This is a genomic window from Rhizobium album, from assembly GCF_003122325.1.
Classification (GTDB): Bacteria; Pseudomonadota; Alphaproteobacteria; order Rhizobiales; family Rhizobiaceae; genus Metarhizobium; species Metarhizobium album.
In genome coordinates this window covers 16,794-31,451 of sequence record NZ_QFBC01000003.1, presented here as the reverse complement: position 1 = coordinate 31,451, position 14,658 = coordinate 16,794, and the positions used below count along the sequence as shown (strand labels likewise).

At 58.1% G+C, this 14,658-nt stretch carries 24 protein-coding genes and 1 tRNA gene; 6 read left to right on the top strand and 19 right to left on the bottom strand.

Annotated features, from left to right (window positions below):
• Positions 1-33: 33 nt before the first annotated feature.
• Positions 34-780 carry a cytochrome c biogenesis CcdA family protein gene (locus DEM27_RS08360; RefSeq protein WP_109458186.1) on the bottom strand — a complete coding sequence of 249 codons (747 nt, stop codon included), beginning with the start codon at positions 778-780 and terminating at the stop codon, positions 34-36.
• A gap of 193 nt (positions 781-973) precedes the next feature.
• Between DEM27_RS08360 and DEM27_RS08355 the strand changes: the two genes are divergently transcribed.
• From DEM27_RS08355 to DEM27_RS08335, 5 genes are all read left to right on the top strand, one after another.
• Positions 974-1,049: transfer RNA gene (locus tag DEM27_RS08355), tRNA-Lys, on the top strand.
• A 216-nt stretch (positions 1,050-1,265) separates the two neighbouring features.
• On the top strand, positions 1,266-1,499 hold the full coding sequence (locus DEM27_RS08350) for a hypothetical protein (protein WP_109457774.1): 234 nt from the start codon (positions 1,266-1,268) through the stop codon (positions 1,497-1,499).
• 21 nt (positions 1,500-1,520) lie between these two features.
• Complete coding sequence (locus DEM27_RS34575) at positions 1,521-2,276, top strand: ImuA family protein (RefSeq protein WP_109457773.1); 756 nt, start codon at positions 1,521-1,523, stop codon at positions 2,274-2,276.
• Between the two features lie 168 nt (positions 2,277-2,444).
• Positions 2,445-2,651, top strand: a complete 207-nt coding sequence (locus DEM27_RS33535) for a hypothetical protein (protein ID WP_165823374.1) — start codon at positions 2,445-2,447, stop codon at positions 2,649-2,651.
• A gap of 72 nt (positions 2,652-2,723) precedes the next feature.
• Positions 2,724-2,963, top strand: coding sequence for a hypothetical protein (locus DEM27_RS08335; RefSeq protein WP_109457771.1), 240 nt, complete (start codon positions 2,724-2,726; stop codon positions 2,961-2,963).
• A gap of 111 nt (positions 2,964-3,074) precedes the next feature.
• Here the strand turns inward: DEM27_RS08335 and DEM27_RS08330 are convergent, their stop codons facing one another.
• The 15 genes from DEM27_RS08330 to DEM27_RS33525 all read right to left on the bottom strand — a co-directional run bounded on the left by DEM27_RS08330 (position 3,075) and on the right by DEM27_RS33525 (position 10,979).
• On the bottom strand, positions 3,075-3,695 hold the full coding sequence (locus DEM27_RS08330) for a deoxynucleotide monophosphate kinase family protein (protein WP_109457770.1): 621 nt from the start codon (positions 3,693-3,695) through the stop codon (positions 3,075-3,077).
• Positions 3,692-3,982 (bottom strand): hypothetical protein, encoded by a 291-nt coding sequence (locus tag DEM27_RS08325; protein WP_109457769.1) that lies wholly within the window; start codon positions 3,980-3,982, stop codon positions 3,692-3,694. The genes DEM27_RS08330 and DEM27_RS08325 overlap by 4 nt, the downstream gene beginning before the upstream one ends.
• The gene (locus DEM27_RS08320; RefSeq protein ID WP_109457768.1) at positions 3,979-4,329 is read right to left on the bottom strand and encodes a hypothetical protein; all 351 of its coding nucleotides are present in this window, start codon (positions 4,327-4,329) and stop codon (positions 3,979-3,981) included. The genes DEM27_RS08325 and DEM27_RS08320 overlap by 4 nt, the downstream gene beginning before the upstream one ends.
• Positions 4,326-4,592, bottom strand: a complete 267-nt coding sequence (locus tag DEM27_RS08315) for a hypothetical protein (protein WP_109457767.1) — start codon at positions 4,590-4,592, stop codon at positions 4,326-4,328. The genes DEM27_RS08320 and DEM27_RS08315 overlap by 4 nt, the downstream gene beginning before the upstream one ends.
• Positions 4,589-5,380: a hypothetical protein gene (locus DEM27_RS08310; protein WP_245445734.1), complete on the bottom strand. Its 792-nt coding sequence runs from the start codon at positions 5,378-5,380 to the stop codon at positions 4,589-4,591. Before DEM27_RS08310 ends, DEM27_RS08315 begins: the two co-directional genes overlap by 4 nt.
• A gap of 8 nt (positions 5,381-5,388) precedes the next feature.
• On the bottom strand, positions 5,389-6,657 hold the full coding sequence (locus DEM27_RS08305; RefSeq protein ID WP_109457766.1) for an oxidoreductase: 1,269 nt from the start codon (positions 6,655-6,657) through the stop codon (positions 5,389-5,391).
• Positions 6,657-6,851, bottom strand: a complete 195-nt coding sequence (locus DEM27_RS08300) for a hypothetical protein (protein ID WP_109457765.1) — start codon at positions 6,849-6,851, stop codon at positions 6,657-6,659. The genes DEM27_RS08305 and DEM27_RS08300 overlap by 1 nt, the downstream gene beginning before the upstream one ends.
• Positions 6,851-7,063, bottom strand: coding sequence for a hypothetical protein (locus DEM27_RS08295; RefSeq protein ID WP_109457764.1), 213 nt, complete (start codon positions 7,061-7,063; stop codon positions 6,851-6,853). The genes DEM27_RS08300 and DEM27_RS08295 overlap by 1 nt, the downstream gene beginning before the upstream one ends.
• Position 7,064: 1 nt before the next feature.
• Complete coding sequence (locus DEM27_RS34950) at positions 7,065-7,190, bottom strand: hypothetical protein (protein ID WP_280954509.1); 126 nt, start codon at positions 7,188-7,190, stop codon at positions 7,065-7,067.
• The gene (locus DEM27_RS08290) at positions 7,187-7,633 is read right to left on the bottom strand and encodes a hypothetical protein (protein WP_109457763.1); all 447 of its coding nucleotides are present in this window, start codon (positions 7,631-7,633) and stop codon (positions 7,187-7,189) included. The genes DEM27_RS34950 and DEM27_RS08290 overlap by 4 nt, the downstream gene beginning before the upstream one ends.
• A 100-nt stretch (positions 7,634-7,733) precedes the next feature.
• Positions 7,734-8,276, bottom strand: coding sequence for a hypothetical protein (locus DEM27_RS08285; protein WP_205908883.1), 543 nt, complete (start codon positions 8,274-8,276; stop codon positions 7,734-7,736).
• Positions 8,273-8,707 (bottom strand): hypothetical protein, encoded by a 435-nt coding sequence (locus tag DEM27_RS08280; RefSeq protein WP_109457762.1) that lies wholly within the window; start codon positions 8,705-8,707, stop codon positions 8,273-8,275. Before DEM27_RS08280 ends, DEM27_RS08285 begins: the two co-directional genes overlap by 4 nt.
• Complete coding sequence (locus DEM27_RS08275; RefSeq protein WP_109457761.1) at positions 8,707-9,408, bottom strand: S1C family serine protease; 702 nt, start codon at positions 9,406-9,408, stop codon at positions 8,707-8,709. The genes DEM27_RS08280 and DEM27_RS08275 overlap by 1 nt, the downstream gene beginning before the upstream one ends.
• Positions 9,409-9,593: 185 nt before the next feature.
• The gene (locus DEM27_RS33530) at positions 9,594-10,265 is read right to left on the bottom strand and encodes a hypothetical protein (protein WP_128755465.1); all 672 of its coding nucleotides are present in this window, start codon (positions 10,263-10,265) and stop codon (positions 9,594-9,596) included.
• On the bottom strand, positions 10,266-10,979 hold the full coding sequence (locus DEM27_RS33525) for a helix-turn-helix domain-containing protein (protein WP_128755464.1): 714 nt from the start codon (positions 10,977-10,979) through the stop codon (positions 10,266-10,268). It lies immediately after the preceding gene.
• Positions 10,980-11,260: 281 nt separating this feature from the next.
• Here DEM27_RS33525 and DEM27_RS08270 point away from each other — a divergent pair, with 281 nt between their 5' ends.
• Entirely contained in the window at positions 11,261-12,988 is a 1,728-nt protein-coding gene (locus DEM27_RS08270; RefSeq protein WP_128755463.1) for a DUF4214 domain-containing protein, read from the top strand.
• 51 nt (positions 12,989-13,039) lie between these two features.
• Here DEM27_RS08270 and DEM27_RS08265 read toward each other — a convergent pair whose 3' ends face one another.
• Genes DEM27_RS08265 through DEM27_RS08255 form a run of 3 tightly spaced genes read right to left on the bottom strand, consistent with a single transcriptional unit; the run spans position 13,040 to position 14,651 of the window.
• A complete protein-coding gene (locus tag DEM27_RS08265) occupies positions 13,040-13,327 on the bottom strand; it encodes a hypothetical protein (protein ID WP_109457759.1) in 288 nt (95 codons plus the stop codon).
• A complete protein-coding gene (locus DEM27_RS08260) occupies positions 13,324-13,710 on the bottom strand; it encodes a hypothetical protein (RefSeq protein WP_109457758.1) in 387 nt (128 codons plus the stop codon). Before DEM27_RS08260 ends, DEM27_RS08265 begins: the two co-directional genes overlap by 4 nt.
• The gene (locus DEM27_RS08255; protein ID WP_109457757.1) at positions 13,710-14,651 is read right to left on the bottom strand and encodes a glycoside hydrolase family protein; all 942 of its coding nucleotides are present in this window, start codon (positions 14,649-14,651) and stop codon (positions 13,710-13,712) included. The genes DEM27_RS08260 and DEM27_RS08255 overlap by 1 nt, the downstream gene beginning before the upstream one ends.
• Between the last annotated feature and the right edge of the window lie 7 nt (positions 14,652-14,658).

The following is a 14,658-nucleotide window of genomic DNA, read 5'->3' as shown; positions in this document are numbered from 1 at the left end:
CTGACCGCTCCGGCATTGTTGTCTGGACGTGCCTTAGCCGATTTGCATCAGGATTGGAAAGGTCTGCTGGAACCAGATCGCCGCATCGCTGACGAACCCGAAGATGAAGGCCAGGCCGGTGAGCACAAGGAAAACGCCCATGATCTTTTCCACCAGGCCGAGATGCCGGCGGAACCGTGTCAGGAAGCGCATGAAGGCGCCGGAAAAGCCGGCGGCTATCCAGAACGGCACCGCAAGGCCGAGCGAATAGACGGCAAGCAGCATCGCGCCATCGGCTACCGTTTCACGCGACGCGGCAACGCCGAGGATGGCGCCGAGCACCGGGCCGATGCACGGCGTCCAGCCGAAGGCAAACGCCAGGCCCATGACATAGGCCCCCGTCAATGTCGCGGGCTTACCGCCGCCCTGGAACCGCGCCTCCCGCGCCAGAAGGCCGATCCGGAACACGCCCAGAAAATTCAAGCCCATGACGATGATGATCACGCCGCCGATCTTGGCGAGGATATCGAGATGCTGGCGCAGCAGCGTGCCGATCGACGATGCGCCGGCGCCGAGCGCCACGAAGACGGTGGCAAAACCGAGGGTAAAGAAGAACGCCGCCAGGAGAACCGCATGTCGCCGGAACGCAGCCTCCTTCGTCGCCTGCCCGTTGCGAAAATCCTCCACGGAAACGCCGGCCATGTAACAAAGATAGGGCGGCACGAGAGGCAGGACGCACGGAGACAGGAAAGACAGCGCGCCTGCAAACAGCGCACTCAGGAAGGAGACATCGGCAATCACGAAACACGACTCCGGATGGACGTACACTGCGCCTTCCTAACCATGCCGGATCGCCGGCGCCAATCACCTTTTCGCGTTTGCTTGAGGAAAAGCATGCAAAGAGACGATTTCCATGATTTTTTCGGTTGACCGCGCAAAATCACCTGCCTATGTTCCGCGCACTTCCGAAGGGGCCTCGCCGCCCCGATTGTGGGAGAGCGTAGCTCAGCCGGTAGAGCAACTGACTTTTAATCAGTAGGTCCAGGGTTCGAATCCCTGCGCTCTCACCACCTAAGGTCTTATTTTCATTGATTTGTTTGCAATTTGACAATCTGGCGCCTTACGGCCGGTTTGCAGAAATGTGCCGCAGTTTGCAAAATGCGTTCGGCACATGTTCCAGAAGCGCAACCATTAGGTGATCTGTGCTGGATCGATATTCCCATAGAATCCTCCTTGACTCTCTCGCTTATTATGAGAACATAAAGTGAACAACCAAGGAGGCGACCATGTCTGAGAAGTTCATCGTGATGACGTATCGCAAGAACCGCGGCAACCTCGTTCCGGGCGAAATGCGCCAGGCGTCCAACCCCATTAGCGCCGAGCGTATCGCCGGCGCAATGGCGCCCCGCTTTGCCGGCGTTGCGGCCTATGCCGTCCAGGTCGACGAGGAAACAGGCGACATGACCGAGCCGCGCCTGCTCGCCCGGCACGGCGAAATTGCCGACCTGCTTGCTGCTTAATCCGCGCCGCGTACCCCTCCGATGTCGGGCGCGGCCAGCCGAGCTCTCATACACGAGCTTCAAGAAAAGATCGACAAGATCGCCGGCGGGAGCGCTAGGAAACGCACCACGCTACCGTTCGGCGTTCCAGAAATCGATGATCGTTTGCCCGGCGGAGGCTTGGCCTTTGGAGCGCTTCATGAAATTGCGGGTGGCGGCTCCGATGCGGTCGCGGGCGCTGTATCTGCGCTCCTTGCTGCGTCTATTGCCGCAAGGACCAAGGGCACGGTTGTTTGGTGCCTAACTCGGCCAGACCTATTCGCGCCAGGCTTGGCGCAGGTGGGTCTTCACCCTGACCGCGTCATCCACTGCGAGAGCGACAATGAGGATGGTGTTCTCGCCTCAATGGAAGAAGCTCTTTCGTTTGGCGGCTTGTCAGTGGTGGTCGGCGAACTGGTGCGGCTGCCCATGACAGAGAGTCGGCGACTGCACCTCGCCGCCGAGAAAACCGGCGTAATGGGGATAATAATTCGAAGGTGGCGACGACAGACGGAAGCAACTGACTTTGGCAACCCCACGGCTTCATCAACCAGGTGGCGCGTCAGCTGCTTGCCCTCCGAACCGCTCCCTGTCGAGGGGATTGGGCGACCGCGCTGGCTTCTCGAATTGATCAGGGCGAAGGCTGGTGAGAGCTTTGACATCGCTGTCGGCGCTCCGGACAGCAATGGACTGCTTTCGCCAGTGCGACGCGAGCAACCTCTGAGCGAAGCAGGAGGCCCGAAATGGAGCCGGATATAAGCGACGACACAAGCAGATTGCGAGCGAGGCCGGTTTTGTGGGAGCACTGGTGCGAGCACCCCGGCTGCAAAGCGTGGGGTAGCCTTGGCTATGATGTTGGCCACGGCGAATCTAGATGGTATTGCTTCGAGCACTGTTGGACCGATTACCGCAAGCGTGGAGGAGGCGGTGGAGACCTACGCAGTGATGATGCATCTGCACGGGGAAATTCTGGATGAGGGGGAATTCGATGCCAGAGAAGTCGAAGATCTGATCCGGGCACACGCGCCGCCACCATTCAACGAGCATCCAGGAGTGGCTGTGGTTCGTGCCGTGCTGGACGGCGGCGCACTGGAGCTCGATGGTTGGGGCATGGGCATACGGAAATTGCGCTAGCTTTGGACACGGCGCCGACATTGACACGGGAACCGCCGACTCTACGTCCTCTTGAAGGAAGTGGAGACGCAGATGCCAATCAATGGACCGAAGGTGCTTTTCGGCTACGCAGACCGCGCAATGGACTGTCAGTGCGCGTTGGAAGATGAGTTCGAACTCTTGGTAGAAGCCGCGGAGAATGCCGGCTGGTCACGGCGAGAGGTCTTCGATGCGCTGACCGAGCTAGCTAGATGTGGACAAGCCGCAGAAGCAGAAAATGAGGAAACAAGCCGAGCGGTCGCGGCAGCCATTCGTCTGGTGAGAAGACATTGACGTCGCCCCAGTGAATTACTAAGGTCCACTTATCACCACGACCTTCAGGTGATCGCGGGAGATCGCGCAGCCCCTGTCGTCTTCGGACGTGGCGATCTCCCGCATTGACCATTAGGCAGCCCACCTCATCATCGCCTGCTCCAGGCCGGCATAAAGATCAATGCGCGCGCCATCATTTTCGATGACCGCATCAGCGATGCCGCAACCTGCCTCCGATACGTGGGTGCCGGCGATGCCACCCCTGCCCTCAAGTTTATAGATCACACCGCCCATCTTCCGAATTGTAGAGGCCTCATTTGGGAAGCGGCAGTCGTCTACGACGACGCGCCCACCTCGAAGGATCACGCGCTCCGCGTCGTCCTTCCACAGATTTACCCAGAAGTCCTCGCCGATGCAGTCTCGGCCCCACTGGGAGCCGAGGGTCTGCATAGCGTGCCGCGGCGTCTTGTCACAAAGCAGACTATTGCTGAGTTCCTTGCAGCTTCCCTCGATGTCCTCCTCTCCGAAACCGATGGCCCTCATCATGTTCTTCAGGGGGGTGGCGAACTTTACCCGTTCATATCCATGATGTCGGATCAGGTAGTCGGCCGCCGTAGACTTGCCGCTACCGGCGACGCCCGTGAGAGCGATGACGGGAGGGTAGTTGTCGTTTGCCGGCCGGCCAATCGCAGCCGCAAGCGGGCGGAGGGCTACGTCTATCGAGGCAGCGTCAAAGGATTCGTTTGAGGTCATGGTGTTGTCTCCAGTGCTGCTTGGATCATGGCGATGTAAGAGGCCTCTGATTGCAAAATAGGGCCATTGTCTGGGTGCCCGGTCTTCCCGTATTCCCAATCGATACCTCGCCGCATTCCTGCTGCCCTCATCGCTTCTGATGGCTCTTTCATCGCATCGATGGCGGCGCGGGCCATTGCGCGGTAGCGCTCCCGGACGTGATCCATCTCGCCGAAGCGACCCCAGTCGTCCTTGGGCCAGTCCGCCGCAAAGATCGCTCTCGCCACCTTCTCAATCATCGCCGTCATACGTCCTCCTTTTCCTTCACATCCGCCTGCCTGCGCGGTTCTTCTGGCGCGGGCGCCAACGGCTGCCCAGGCACCAAAAGCGCCCTGAGCGAGCCGAGGCGGTCGTTGATAAGAGGCCGGAAGCGCGTGGCTCGGAAGGGCGGATCTTGCTCGCCAAACTGCGGGCAGTCACCTCGACGGATGCCCGACAAGCGAACGCCAAGATACTCGCCGTTCATGTAGCCCTTCGCTATTCCGATCCAGCGGATCGTGTAGATCTCGCCTTTTCGCACTTCGAGATATTGCTCTGGCAGCGTGCTGTCGTCGATGCACTGAACTTGCTGGCCCACAAAGAATTGGTTGGTCATGCCACCCTCCATTTCGTCATGGCGGACAAAATCTGCCGCACATCGACAGCCCTAACGGCATAGGCAACGTATTCGCGTGCGCCAACGCGTGCACCGACGCATGCCCCCACTACCGCCGCACCAACCACAAGTCCGAAGACCACCGCCGCATAGATCCAAACCAATAGCCAGGCAGCGGGTAGCCGCAGCCACGGCGACTTGATGCGCCAGATGTTCCACGTCTCTTTCCTGCGTTCGTGCGCCAGACGCCTTGCCTTGCTCATGCGGCTTTCCCTCCTGCTTTGCCCCCGCGCACATCCGCCGTCTGGTCCATAAGCGCTCGAAAGGTCCACATGAATTCCTCTTCTGCCTCGGCAGGCGACCACAGCATGATCGGGACGCCGAGCTTATCCGAGTGGCGAGCATGCCATTCCATTGGCTGGAGGTTGACGAGCTCGTCCCCGATAATTCGGTTATCGGCGTCATGAACAGTGTCGGGCAGATCAGCCGGGAGGCCGAACCGTTGGAAGACGGCAGCTTGAACCTTAGCCTCCACCTCCTTGTAGCCGGTAAGGCTTGGCTTCACCGGCCGCGGCACGTCCACGAGGTAAGCCTCGCTGGCGTCATGCAGCAGGCCGTAGAGCGCAGTCATCGCGCCGTACTTGCCCCGCAACCATCGAGCCAACAGCACACTGTGCTCAGCGACGCTATAGAAGCGCCGGCAATGGCCGGCATAGCGGCATTGCAAGCTCAGCGAATGGGCGATGTCGTCGATAACAACTTCCTCGGATCGTGGGTCAAGCGGCCAGAATTGCCGTCCGGTGTATGTTTGCATCCAATCACCCTGGCGCGCTTCCTGATCGGGAACGTCACGAGTGACGGGCTGACTTTCTTCCCGTCTGGCAAGGCCGATGTATCGACCGCCTTGGTGGTTGTCGTTAGCCGGGACGTACTTTTCCAATTGGCCGAAGGTACTGACGGCGAGATCCAGCGCAATCCGCTGCGCGCCCATGCCGGGAACCATGATGATTTCCTCTTTGAGTACCGGATGGCGGAACCTATTGTCGTTCATTCGGACCATTACGCCACCGCCCTCGCCTGCTGGTTGTCATTCGCTGCGACAAGCGCCGAAGCGCCGGCGACCATCTCGGGCCGGAGTGTCATCCGGGCGACCTCGCCGTATTCCTTATGATAGGTGATGACCTTAGCGGATCGGCCCGACAACCAGCCGCCACCCGCAGCATAGGCGTCAGGAGCGGCGAGCGTTTCGTGGCGCTCCACATACATCAACGCGCTCTTTCGGCCTTCGTCGCTATGCAGATGGCCCACATGGGCGAAAGCGTAGTTGGACCGGCCGAACATTTCGCGGAAAGTGCCGGCCAAGGTCGCGTCCACATTGTTGACGCCGCGTTTGTGGCCATGGTGGTAAAACAGCGCGGTCTTACCCCATTCATATGCGTAGTAGAGCGACGGTGAGTTGTCGACGGAGATACGCGGCTCGTTTTCGTACATGGCCGCCAGCATCTCTCGAAGCCATGCAGACGACGCTGGGTCATGATTGCCGGAAGCCATCACAACGCGCACATGCTGATGCTTTTGGAGCAGCATGTCGATGATCTGGCGCATTACCCTAATGACGACGCGGATGACCTTCTGGAGTCGACTGTCCGCGTCGAGAACATGCTTGTTCGCCGGGGTGACACTCTCGAGGCTGTCATGGTGCATGACGTCGCCTAACTGAGCGAAGACAGCGGTATGTGCATCGGGGCAGATGTCGATGGCGGCGGCGAACCAGTCCAGGAGGATCTGCTCGGCCAGCCGTAAATCGTAATCGCTCCCCGTCTCCTCTTTCCACGCAAGCATGCCGAAATGACTGTCCGTCACGACGAATTGGTTCAGTAACTCGCTATCGCTGTGTCTGGGCGCCGGCATAATCGAGATCCGGGGCAAGTCCTTCTTCAACTCGTCAACAGCGGCGCGGATGATTTCTATCTGCTGGTTTGTCTCAGCAGATGTCTTAATCCACTTGACGATCTCGCGCCCATCCGCATCGACCAGCGCAGACACGCCCTTGATAGTCTGTCCGGCCGGAACTTCGAAGGGCGCGCCATGCTCAGGCCGCTGCTGAACATAGTCGCCGTTCGGCGTGTTGCTCACTTGCGCGATACGGAATCCTGGGAGCACGGGCTTCAGCCCGAGCAAGCCGCGCTCAGCGGCTACGCGCAGGCGGGACTGGAGTGTACAACGCGGCAGGCCGAGGGCCTGAGCGGCGGCAACTTGCGATCCGTAGGTCGATACGGCGTCGACTGCCTGTCTAGCGAGCTCGTCTGTCAATCTTGGTGTGGGCATCAGGTATCCTTCTTGCGCGCTTCGAGCATCGCGTCCGCGATATCATAGGCTTGCGTTGCAACTGCCTTCAAAGCCACGGCGTAGGGCACGTCACGGTGAGCGGTGACTTTGTCGTTGATGGCAATGATCTTCGGCAAAGCCGCCATGGCAAATTCATTGCGGAGGCGGGTTTCCGCACCGTCCCAGTTCACCATCATTCAATCTCCGGATCCGAAAAAGTCACAAGGCTGTAAGAGCCACCTGTCGCACGCGCAAATGAGGGCGGCTCCCAAGCGCGCTCATCATCTGAGTTTAGGGAAAGCCAGGCATCCCATTCTTCCTGCTTAGACACCGGCACCACGTACCAATGGCTGTCGTTATCCTGGCTGAGCGTAAAACGTTCTGGCGTGGGGGTTTCGTCACCCATCCTATTCATCCTCTTCATATTCGGGACCGAGCCACCAAAGGCCCACGGCACTGCCGCCACAAACCGCGGCGAACATGGCCAGATAGCAGGCCGCCATAATGACGGCGTGCCACTGCAGATGGTTCAAGGTGTCACCAGCAAAGGCTGGTCCACAGTCTTCGGCTGCTCTGTTCCCGCAACACCTTCCTCTGCAAAGCCGGGCGAGCCGTCCTCGCCCATAGACATGCCTACCGAGCCGCCGCCATTCTGGCCGAACTGCACCGAGTCCATCGTCTGCTGGAGTTGATTGGCGGCGGCCGAAGTATATGGCAGTCGATACAGGCGCGGCTCGCCTTGACCATCATCGAGCAAGACGTAAATGGCGGTGTCGATTTCGATCTTGGCGCCAAGGACGCTGTACTGCCCGGCCGGCGGCGCAAGCGGCGTTGCATGGCCGAGCGGGATAATCACGGCCGGCGCGGTCAGGATGGCAACCACCAAGAAGGCGATGGCCTGCTTTCGAGTGCCAAACCAAGCGATGACGCCAATGCCGAACACGAGGGCGACCCAGAGAGTGATGGCGGCGGTCATGACAGCGTCCTTGTGATGACGTCGGAGACGGCCATCAGGAGGCCACAGGTAAAAAGGGCCGTGCCCAGAATCTTCAAAACTTCGATTGCTTTTTCTCGCATCACGCATCCCCCCTCTTCATCTGCTTGAACACCTGGCTTTCGCTGCCCTGCACAACTGCGCCATCGAGCACGCGAAAGCGGATTGCGGTTCGCTCCTGCTTGTCACGTTCAAGCTGTACCGTGCCGGCCCAGACCATCCCGCCTTCCGCGAGCCGGACTTCGACCGCCACGGGCACCGGCACCTTCGCGCAGCCGAAGCATCGAACATTGACGGCATACTCGCCGTCGGGGAGACCGCGAGTGAACGCGGACTCATAGTTTAGCGGCGTGGCGTCGTTCGCCTCGCCCAGGTCATCACGCAGCAGGCTCCAAACCTTGCCGCTCTTGTTGCTGTAGCCAACGGCCTTTTCATTGGCATGGGACACCCAGATATCGACATCGATCGGCCCTGACGGCCACGAGATCGAGGCAATGAGGTTTCCGGGCTGGCTTATCGGATCTGCCTCGGCGGGCGGGTTGATGGACGGCAAGATGAAAATGGCGACCGCCACAACACCAAGCAACATTGCCATCAGCGTGTCTTGGATGAGGGTTCGGATCATTCGCCGGCAGCCATCTGCAAGACATAGCTGTTGGTGCTGATCCACAAAGCCGCAACAGCGCCAACCAGCGTGGAGCAGAACGCGACGCTCATGCCATCTATAAGGCTCGTCGCCAGCTTGAGCAGGCCTGCCGCATCGCCGAGAGACCCGGCCTGCATGCCTTGCAAAGCAAGAACGAAGCCGATGAGATTCCCGATGAGGCCCAGCATCACGAACCACACCTTGGCGTGCGGCATTACTCGCGTGTGCCCCAGAAACATCGCCGCCAGGACCGCGGCCAGCACGCCGGCGATTACATACGAAATGCCCGAGACGTCATGGGTGAAGACGAAGGTGACGTAGCCCTGCACGAAAGCCCATGCTACAAGCGCGGCCCAGCAGGTGTTGAGCACGATTAGTTTGGCGGTGCTGTTGGTAACTGCCGCGTCCATCACACTTCTCCCCGCGCCATCAGATTGCAAACGGCGGACGACGGAACGACAAAGCCGAACCCAACGAGCGATGGCGAGTATCTGTCCGGTCCCGACGGCAGCGGTGCGGTCATGACGGCAACGGTGATTCCGATGAGGTTGTCTTGCTTATCGAACACGGGTCCGCCACTCTGTCCCATTACGGTGGTGATGTCGGTCACAAACACTGACTTCAACCCCATGACCTCCCGCGGCTCGCCGGCGATGCGGCCGAAAGCAGACACGAAGTCGATGGTCATAGGGCTGCCCATTGCAATGATTTCGGTCCCGACGGCAGCGGTGCGGCAGTCGAGATGCGCAGATCCGACGACGGGCTCCTTAACCTTCAGAAGCGCGATGTCGTATGTGGCATTCGCCCAGAGGACTTCGGCCGCTTTGATCTTGCCGTCCTTGGCGTTGACGCTGACCATCTTCGCGTTTTCGACGACGTGTCGCGCCGTGAGAATGTAGCCGTCCCCGATGTGGACGCCGGAGCCGTGGCCGCCGCCTCGCGATACCTTGACTACGGCGGTTTCGGTATCTTTCGCTCGGGCAGTTGCTACAAGGCCGGTGTCGCCGCCTACAGTGGCGACGGCTGGCTGCATCATGGGCGGCACGAGGAAGGCTACCGAAGCCGCAGCCAGCACGGCGAAAGCAAGTAACGCATTTCGAATCTTAAACATGGCGGGTCTCCTCTTGTGGTGGTGTGGTGATGGTGGTCAGACGCTGGCGGTCGCAAACCGGCTCGTCAACAGGTCAGGCCCGCGAAAAACAAAAAAGCCCGCCGTCCGGTTAGGGATGGCGGGCTAGTGTGGGTTTGATTTACTTGTTGGGGAATGTATACAACTCACTTTTCAGCGAGATGCGATCACAGAATCCTAATGGTATGGGATATTCGCGCCAAAGGAAAAATACAGTCCCGCAGTTTTTGTTGCGACAAATGAAGCGAACCGCGATTTACGCTTCTCTTGCCTAACGAGTATGCATCGAAGCCTTTTTCTGTTTTTACGGCTCTGCATACCGATTGGCGCCTCCATTTTCCCCATACCGTAGATTTCTCGACAAGGAACAATTCCTGGTCCCTAATCGGATCTCCGGGGCGCCAAACAACGCACAGTAGGATATCACCTTCGCCGCCTAGATCTAGAAGCTGCGACGATTCCAGACGCAGAGAAATCTGAGTCCCCAACGGAAGGCCGTGGATATAACCCAATAAAGGGGTCCCGCGCGTTCCAAAGACATCATCCCATGATGCAGACTTCAATGTCCCTGATCGGCAATGCTCTCCAATTTTAGGAGCCCTGTCGGTGATCTGTTCTGCTCCAGAGCCATCAATTAGCCAGCCAACAGATGTATCCAAAACACTGGCCAATCGATGGAAAAGCGTCACAGATCCTCCATGCGCCTTACCCTTGCTAACGGCGCGGCGTGTCAGACTTAGGAATGTTCTACTTAGACCGGCCTTTAAGCAAGCTTCGGCGGCCGTCATTCCCACCGCATCCAATCGACGATCTACCCGATCCAGAATTTCGTCTAACATTCACAGGTCGCCCAGCCTTGAAACAACACCAATCACTTTGGCGTAGATTGAATATTGATCAAGGCCTTTGTGAAGAGCTTCAGCCGCAAAGCCCCCGAGCGGCAACTGCTTATCCGATAGTGACCAAAGTTCAAAATTGTCCCGTCTTCGCCTCACCTGACAGACGACCCGCGCTACCTTTTCGCCAGCAGTTGACGTGCGGTCGATAACCGCGATCGAACCATTCGAAAGACTGGTTTTGGCTGTTTCGCTGATGTCTCCCACCAAGAAGTCACCTCTACTTGCAACTCGTCGAATATCATCGCATTGCACTTCAAAAAGAATTTGGTTTTCATGCGCCACTTGACACATTATGGGAAAGATTTCTGCGCCTTCTTTAACGGCGGCCCAAGATGAGACGGGCGTCCATCCGGCCGCTATGATGACTGCTCCAGGCACCTTGTTCACCGTTATATTTTGGGGCATTGCTGGCGCAGTTAAATTGACAGTGTGATGTGGGGCACCCTCAGCAAGCCATGACGCCGTCGTCTTTAGCGCCGGGGCGAGCTTCTGAAGTGTAAGAACTGATATACCATAAGGAGAGCCAGATTTTATAGATGAACGCAAATTTTTAAGAAAACTTCTATCGATTGCGGCAATTCTAGACACTTCAGACTGAGTAAGATCTAGTTCACTCATCCGTTTCTCGATGCGCCTGAGGATTCCTTCGTTCAATTATCCCTCCTCAATACCAGAACATTTTAGATTCCGCGTGTGGGTTACATAATATATATCGCGACTATACCATCGAGATACGCGAAATCGATACTACAGACAAAGTTTTAAATTCCTAACCAAAAATAGTCGTTACACAAGGCGAAGGGGCAAACCGGCGAGTTCGACTCCAAGCATATTAACCAATCGTAAACTTAATGATTGATTAACGATCGCGACTACGTTTAATTAAAGTCAACCCGCATGACGGCGGGGGAGTAAAAGAGGGAGTGGATCTCACCATGGCTACCATCCAAGGCATTTATGTCGCGCTCTTCGGTCGTCCGGCCGACCCGGCCGGCCTTGCATTCTTCAATGAAGCCACGAACAATGGCGCCGACCTGACGGCAATCGGCGATCTGGCTTCTACCACAGAATACCAGAGCCGTTTTACCGGCATGACCAATGAGCAGATCATCAACTCAATCTATCAGTCTCTGTTCGAGCGCGACGGCGAAGCTGAAGGCGTTGACTTCTATGTCGGCGAACTTGAAGCCGGCCGTCTGAACATCAACAACATCGCGATTGCCATCCTTGACGGTGCCAAGAACGAAGATCTCGACACGGTCAACGCAAAGATTGCTGCTGCCAACCTGTTCACCAGCCATCTCGATCAGACCAACGAGGTTGAGGCATACGCAGGCGCTGACGCGGCGGCAGTTGGCCGCGATTATCTCGCTTCCATCGACACGCAAAACCCCGGCACAGGCGCTAATGCAGATGCGGCGATCCTGTTGCTGCTGGATGAGCAAGGTGGTAACGAACCCGGCACTGGCGGTGGTGGTGGCGGTGGCGGCGTCTCCACCTTTACTCTTGAACAGTTGCTTTACGACTACGCACCAGGCACAGAGCCTGCAGCATATAATCTTGCATATGGACCCGATGACCTCGGCTCAATCGAAGTCAAGGATCTGGTTAGAATCCCTGGAATTATCGAAGGCGCTAGAAATGACGCGCTTTACCAGGGATACACCGCGAAGCTCGACGATACTCTTGCGAACATTGAAACCGTCACCGATGGCCAACTCAACGCAATTTCTGAGATTACGGCAAAGGGTGATGGCGATATCGATAATGCCAACTTCTCTCACCTCTCCAGAGGACTGACCATTTTGGGCGGCGACGGTGGAACCGGCATGGATTCGGGAGAGGGGCTAATTGGCGGCACCGGCGATGACTGGATTTACGGCGGTACCGGTAAGGACTATCTGCATGGCAATGACGGCGACGATGTCATCTATGGCCTCGACGGCGACGATGTTCTTCAGGGCAATAAAGGCGATGACACCCTTTATGGCGGCGTTGGCGAAGACCGGTTGCACGGCGGCCAGGGTAATGACTACCTTTATGGCGAAGACGGCAATGATCAGCTTTTTGGCAACTTGGGCGACGATTTCCTTGATGGTGGTGCCGGTCATGACACGATCGAACTAGAAGGTGCCGGTTCTGGTTCCGATCAGGTTCTGTTGGCCACAGTTGGCTCTTCCAGCGACACGATCAACGGCTTCACGTCCGGCGATGATAAACTCGTGTACAACAACGCCAATACGACTTCTGATGCCGACGCTTTTGGCGAGATCGCATCTAGGGTAGGTATTTTTACCGATGGTACTCTCAACATACAGAATGGCTCTCAGTTCGGAGTGATTGAGTTCGAATTTGGCATGTCGGGTGGAGATCTTTCCACCGGTTCGACGAACGATCTGTTTAATGGCCTTCGCACGGATGGCAATCTCTTCGGACTTATCATCCCCCTTTCGGCCGATAAAATTGAACTGAATATCGACGACAACGGCGCCTGGAGCGGCTTCCTGGTCGCTTATCAGAACAATAATGCCTATGTTTACTATGCCGACTCTGCTGATGACACGATCACGGCAGGCGAAGTTGAGCTTGTTGCTACGGTTACTGGCGTTGCCCAAGGTGGCCTGACATCTGCCGATTTCGTAGGCGTGACTTTCGACGTTTAAGTTTGCTTTACCGGATTAAACTTGAACCCGCCGATGATCTCGGCGGGTTTTTTATTCCCTCACCCTAGCCGACATCAAATTGTCCAGCCGCTCATTCGTCCGGTCGATCTTGACGCCGACCGTGTCGATTGCCTTCATGATTTGCGAAGTCTGCTCCGACAGGCCGGCCTTCGTGGCGTAGGCCTCTGCGACATGGAGCTTGTGGGCGGCCAGGTCCGCGCTGGCCTTGTCCGCCTTGTCCTCGGCGCCTTTGACCTTGCCTTCGATGCGCCACCAGATGCCGCTGACCGCGCCCATAATGGCGAGGACGAACCCGACGAGCTCAGTTGTGATGTTCATTTCTTACCTCGCAGCGCTGTGGCGATGGCCTGGATGCCGGCGACGCCGCCACCGGAACCGAACACGGCCGCAATGATCTGGGAAGCATATGGTTTTACGGATGGCGGAAGGTCGGCGATCTGGCCTGAGAACAGGAAAACGCTGTCGAGGCAGATGGCGCCAAGCCAAATGCCAACCGGTGCCGCGAACAACGCCCAGATGATCCAGAAGGTTCTGGACTGCATTGCCGCGGCGCGGGTTTCCGCCTCCGTCGTCACATACCGCGCGATGACGTCGCCAGCGATGCGCTGGCGCTCCGTCTCGTTGTCGATCGATTTGTCGAGCGAGGTCAACACGCGATCGAGTGGGCCGCTTGCGACCCACTTCAGAAGCATCGCGAGCATCAGACAGCCGCCTCCATGCCGCGCCAAGTGTTGATGTGGCGGGCAATGATATCGCGATTGCGGTACGCCACGTATCCGACAGCCAGAATGACCGCACCGGCGGCAATCCAGCCCCATGGCAGGCCGGCAGTCCATGCGACAAGCGCAGTGCCCGCGCCGCTCGATGCAGCCTTGGTGACGACTTCCTTGGCGGTGCCGGCGTCACGGCGCAGCTGCGTCAGCGTTGCAGGGCCGAGGATGCCGTCGGCGACGAGATGCGGGTGCGCCTTCTGGTAGGCGATCAGGGCATCCTTGGTCTTCTGGCCCATCCAACCGTCGATCGCGCCGGGATTGAAGCCCTTCGCCGACAGGATTTCCTGCGCCTCGCGGACAACCGGGTCCTGCAACGCAGGCTTCTTTTCGGTTGCCTGCCGCGGGACGCCCTCAGGCTCGGCCATGGAGATGCCCGCATAGCTGCCCTTGGCAAACAGAGCCGCCTCTTCCTTGCGCCTACGGACCAAACCGGGAAGTTTCTTGCCACCGGCCGTGTTGTAGTGGGATCCAAGATAGGCTGCAGCTTCCGACAATTTACCGGCGCGCCACAGCTTGGCCCACTCCCAATCCATGGCGCCGACGCCGAGATTGAAGTTGGCCGACACCGCGGCGTCCAGCTGGTGCTGAGCGCGCTCCGAAGGAGACTTCTTGACAACGGCGGGCTCGAATTCAGCAGCGAGCACTTCGGCGAAAATCGCATCAGACTGCTCGGCCGTGATCTTCGTCTTTCCCGGCACCAGCTTTGTGATCCCGATCTTCGCCAGCGCGCGCTTGACGGACGCCGAGCGCATGGTGAATCCGGTCCCGATTGTGGGCACCTTCACCGGGTCCAGATAGCAGGTCAGGGGGTTGCCTTCGTGGGCGCGAATGAACGCGCGTCCACGCTTCGACGTGGTCGTGATGGGCATGGTGATA

What these genes read in the sequence shown, in the direction of transcription:
- DEM27_RS08350 (WP_109457774.1), top strand. Translation starts at nt 1,266, where the DNA reads ATGTCTGAGAAGTTCATCGTGATGACGTATCGCAAGAACCGCGGCAAC.
- DEM27_RS34575 (WP_109457773.1), top strand. Translation starts at nt 1,521, where the DNA reads ATGTCGGGCGCGGCCAGCCGAGCTCTCATACACGAGCTTCAAGAAAAG.
- DEM27_RS08335 (WP_109457771.1), top strand. Translation starts at nt 2,724, where the DNA reads ATGCCAATCAATGGACCGAAGGTGCTTTTCGGCTACGCAGACCGCGCA.
- DEM27_RS08330 (WP_109457770.1), bottom strand. Translation starts at nt 3,695, where the DNA reads ATGACCTCAAACGAATCCTTTGACGCTGCCTCGATAGACGTAGCCCTC.
- DEM27_RS08325 (WP_109457769.1), bottom strand. Translation starts at nt 3,982, where the DNA reads ATGACGGCGATGATTGAGAAGGTGGCGAGAGCGATCTTTGCGGCGGAC.
- DEM27_RS08320 (WP_109457768.1), bottom strand. Translation starts at nt 4,329, where the DNA reads ATGACCAACCAATTCTTTGTGGGCCAGCAAGTTCAGTGCATCGACGAC.
- DEM27_RS08315 (WP_109457767.1), bottom strand. Translation starts at nt 4,592, where the DNA reads ATGAGCAAGGCAAGGCGTCTGGCGCACGAACGCAGGAAAGAGACGTGG.
- DEM27_RS08310 (WP_245445734.1), bottom strand. Translation starts at nt 5,380, where the DNA reads ATGAACGACAATAGGTTCCGCCATCCGGTACTCAAAGAGGAAATCATC.
- DEM27_RS08305 (WP_109457766.1), bottom strand. Translation starts at nt 6,657, where the DNA reads ATGCCCACACCAAGATTGACAGACGAGCTCGCTAGACAGGCAGTCGAC.
- DEM27_RS08300 (WP_109457765.1), bottom strand. Translation starts at nt 6,851, where the DNA reads ATGGTGAACTGGGACGGTGCGGAAACCCGCCTCCGCAATGAATTTGCC.
- DEM27_RS08295 (WP_109457764.1), bottom strand. Translation starts at nt 7,063, where the DNA reads ATGGGTGACGAAACCCCCACGCCAGAACGTTTTACGCTCAGCCAGGAT.
- DEM27_RS08290 (WP_109457763.1), bottom strand. Translation starts at nt 7,633, where the DNA reads ATGACCGCCGCCATCACTCTCTGGGTCGCCCTCGTGTTCGGCATTGGC.
- DEM27_RS08285 (WP_205908883.1), bottom strand. Translation starts at nt 8,276, where the DNA reads ATGATCCGAACCCTCATCCAAGACACGCTGATGGCAATGTTGCTTGGT.
- DEM27_RS08280 (WP_109457762.1), bottom strand. Translation starts at nt 8,707, where the DNA reads ATGGACGCGGCAGTTACCAACAGCACCGCCAAACTAATCGTGCTCAAC.
- DEM27_RS08275 (WP_109457761.1), bottom strand. Translation starts at nt 9,408, where the DNA reads ATGTTTAAGATTCGAAATGCGTTACTTGCTTTCGCCGTGCTGGCTGCG.
- DEM27_RS33530 (WP_128755465.1), bottom strand. Translation starts at nt 10,265, where the DNA reads ATGTTAGACGAAATTCTGGATCGGGTAGATCGTCGATTGGATGCGGTG.
- DEM27_RS08270 (WP_128755463.1), top strand. Translation starts at nt 11,261, where the DNA reads ATGGCTACCATCCAAGGCATTTATGTCGCGCTCTTCGGTCGTCCGGCC.
- DEM27_RS08265 (WP_109457759.1), bottom strand. Translation starts at nt 13,327, where the DNA reads ATGAACATCACAACTGAGCTCGTCGGGTTCGTCCTCGCCATTATGGGC.
- DEM27_RS08260 (WP_109457758.1), bottom strand. Translation starts at nt 13,710, where the DNA reads ATGCTCGCGATGCTTCTGAAGTGGGTCGCAAGCGGCCCACTCGATCGC.
- DEM27_RS08255 (WP_109457757.1), bottom strand. Translation starts at nt 14,651, where the DNA reads ATGCCCATCACGACCACGTCGAAGCGTGGACGCGCGTTCATTCGCGCC.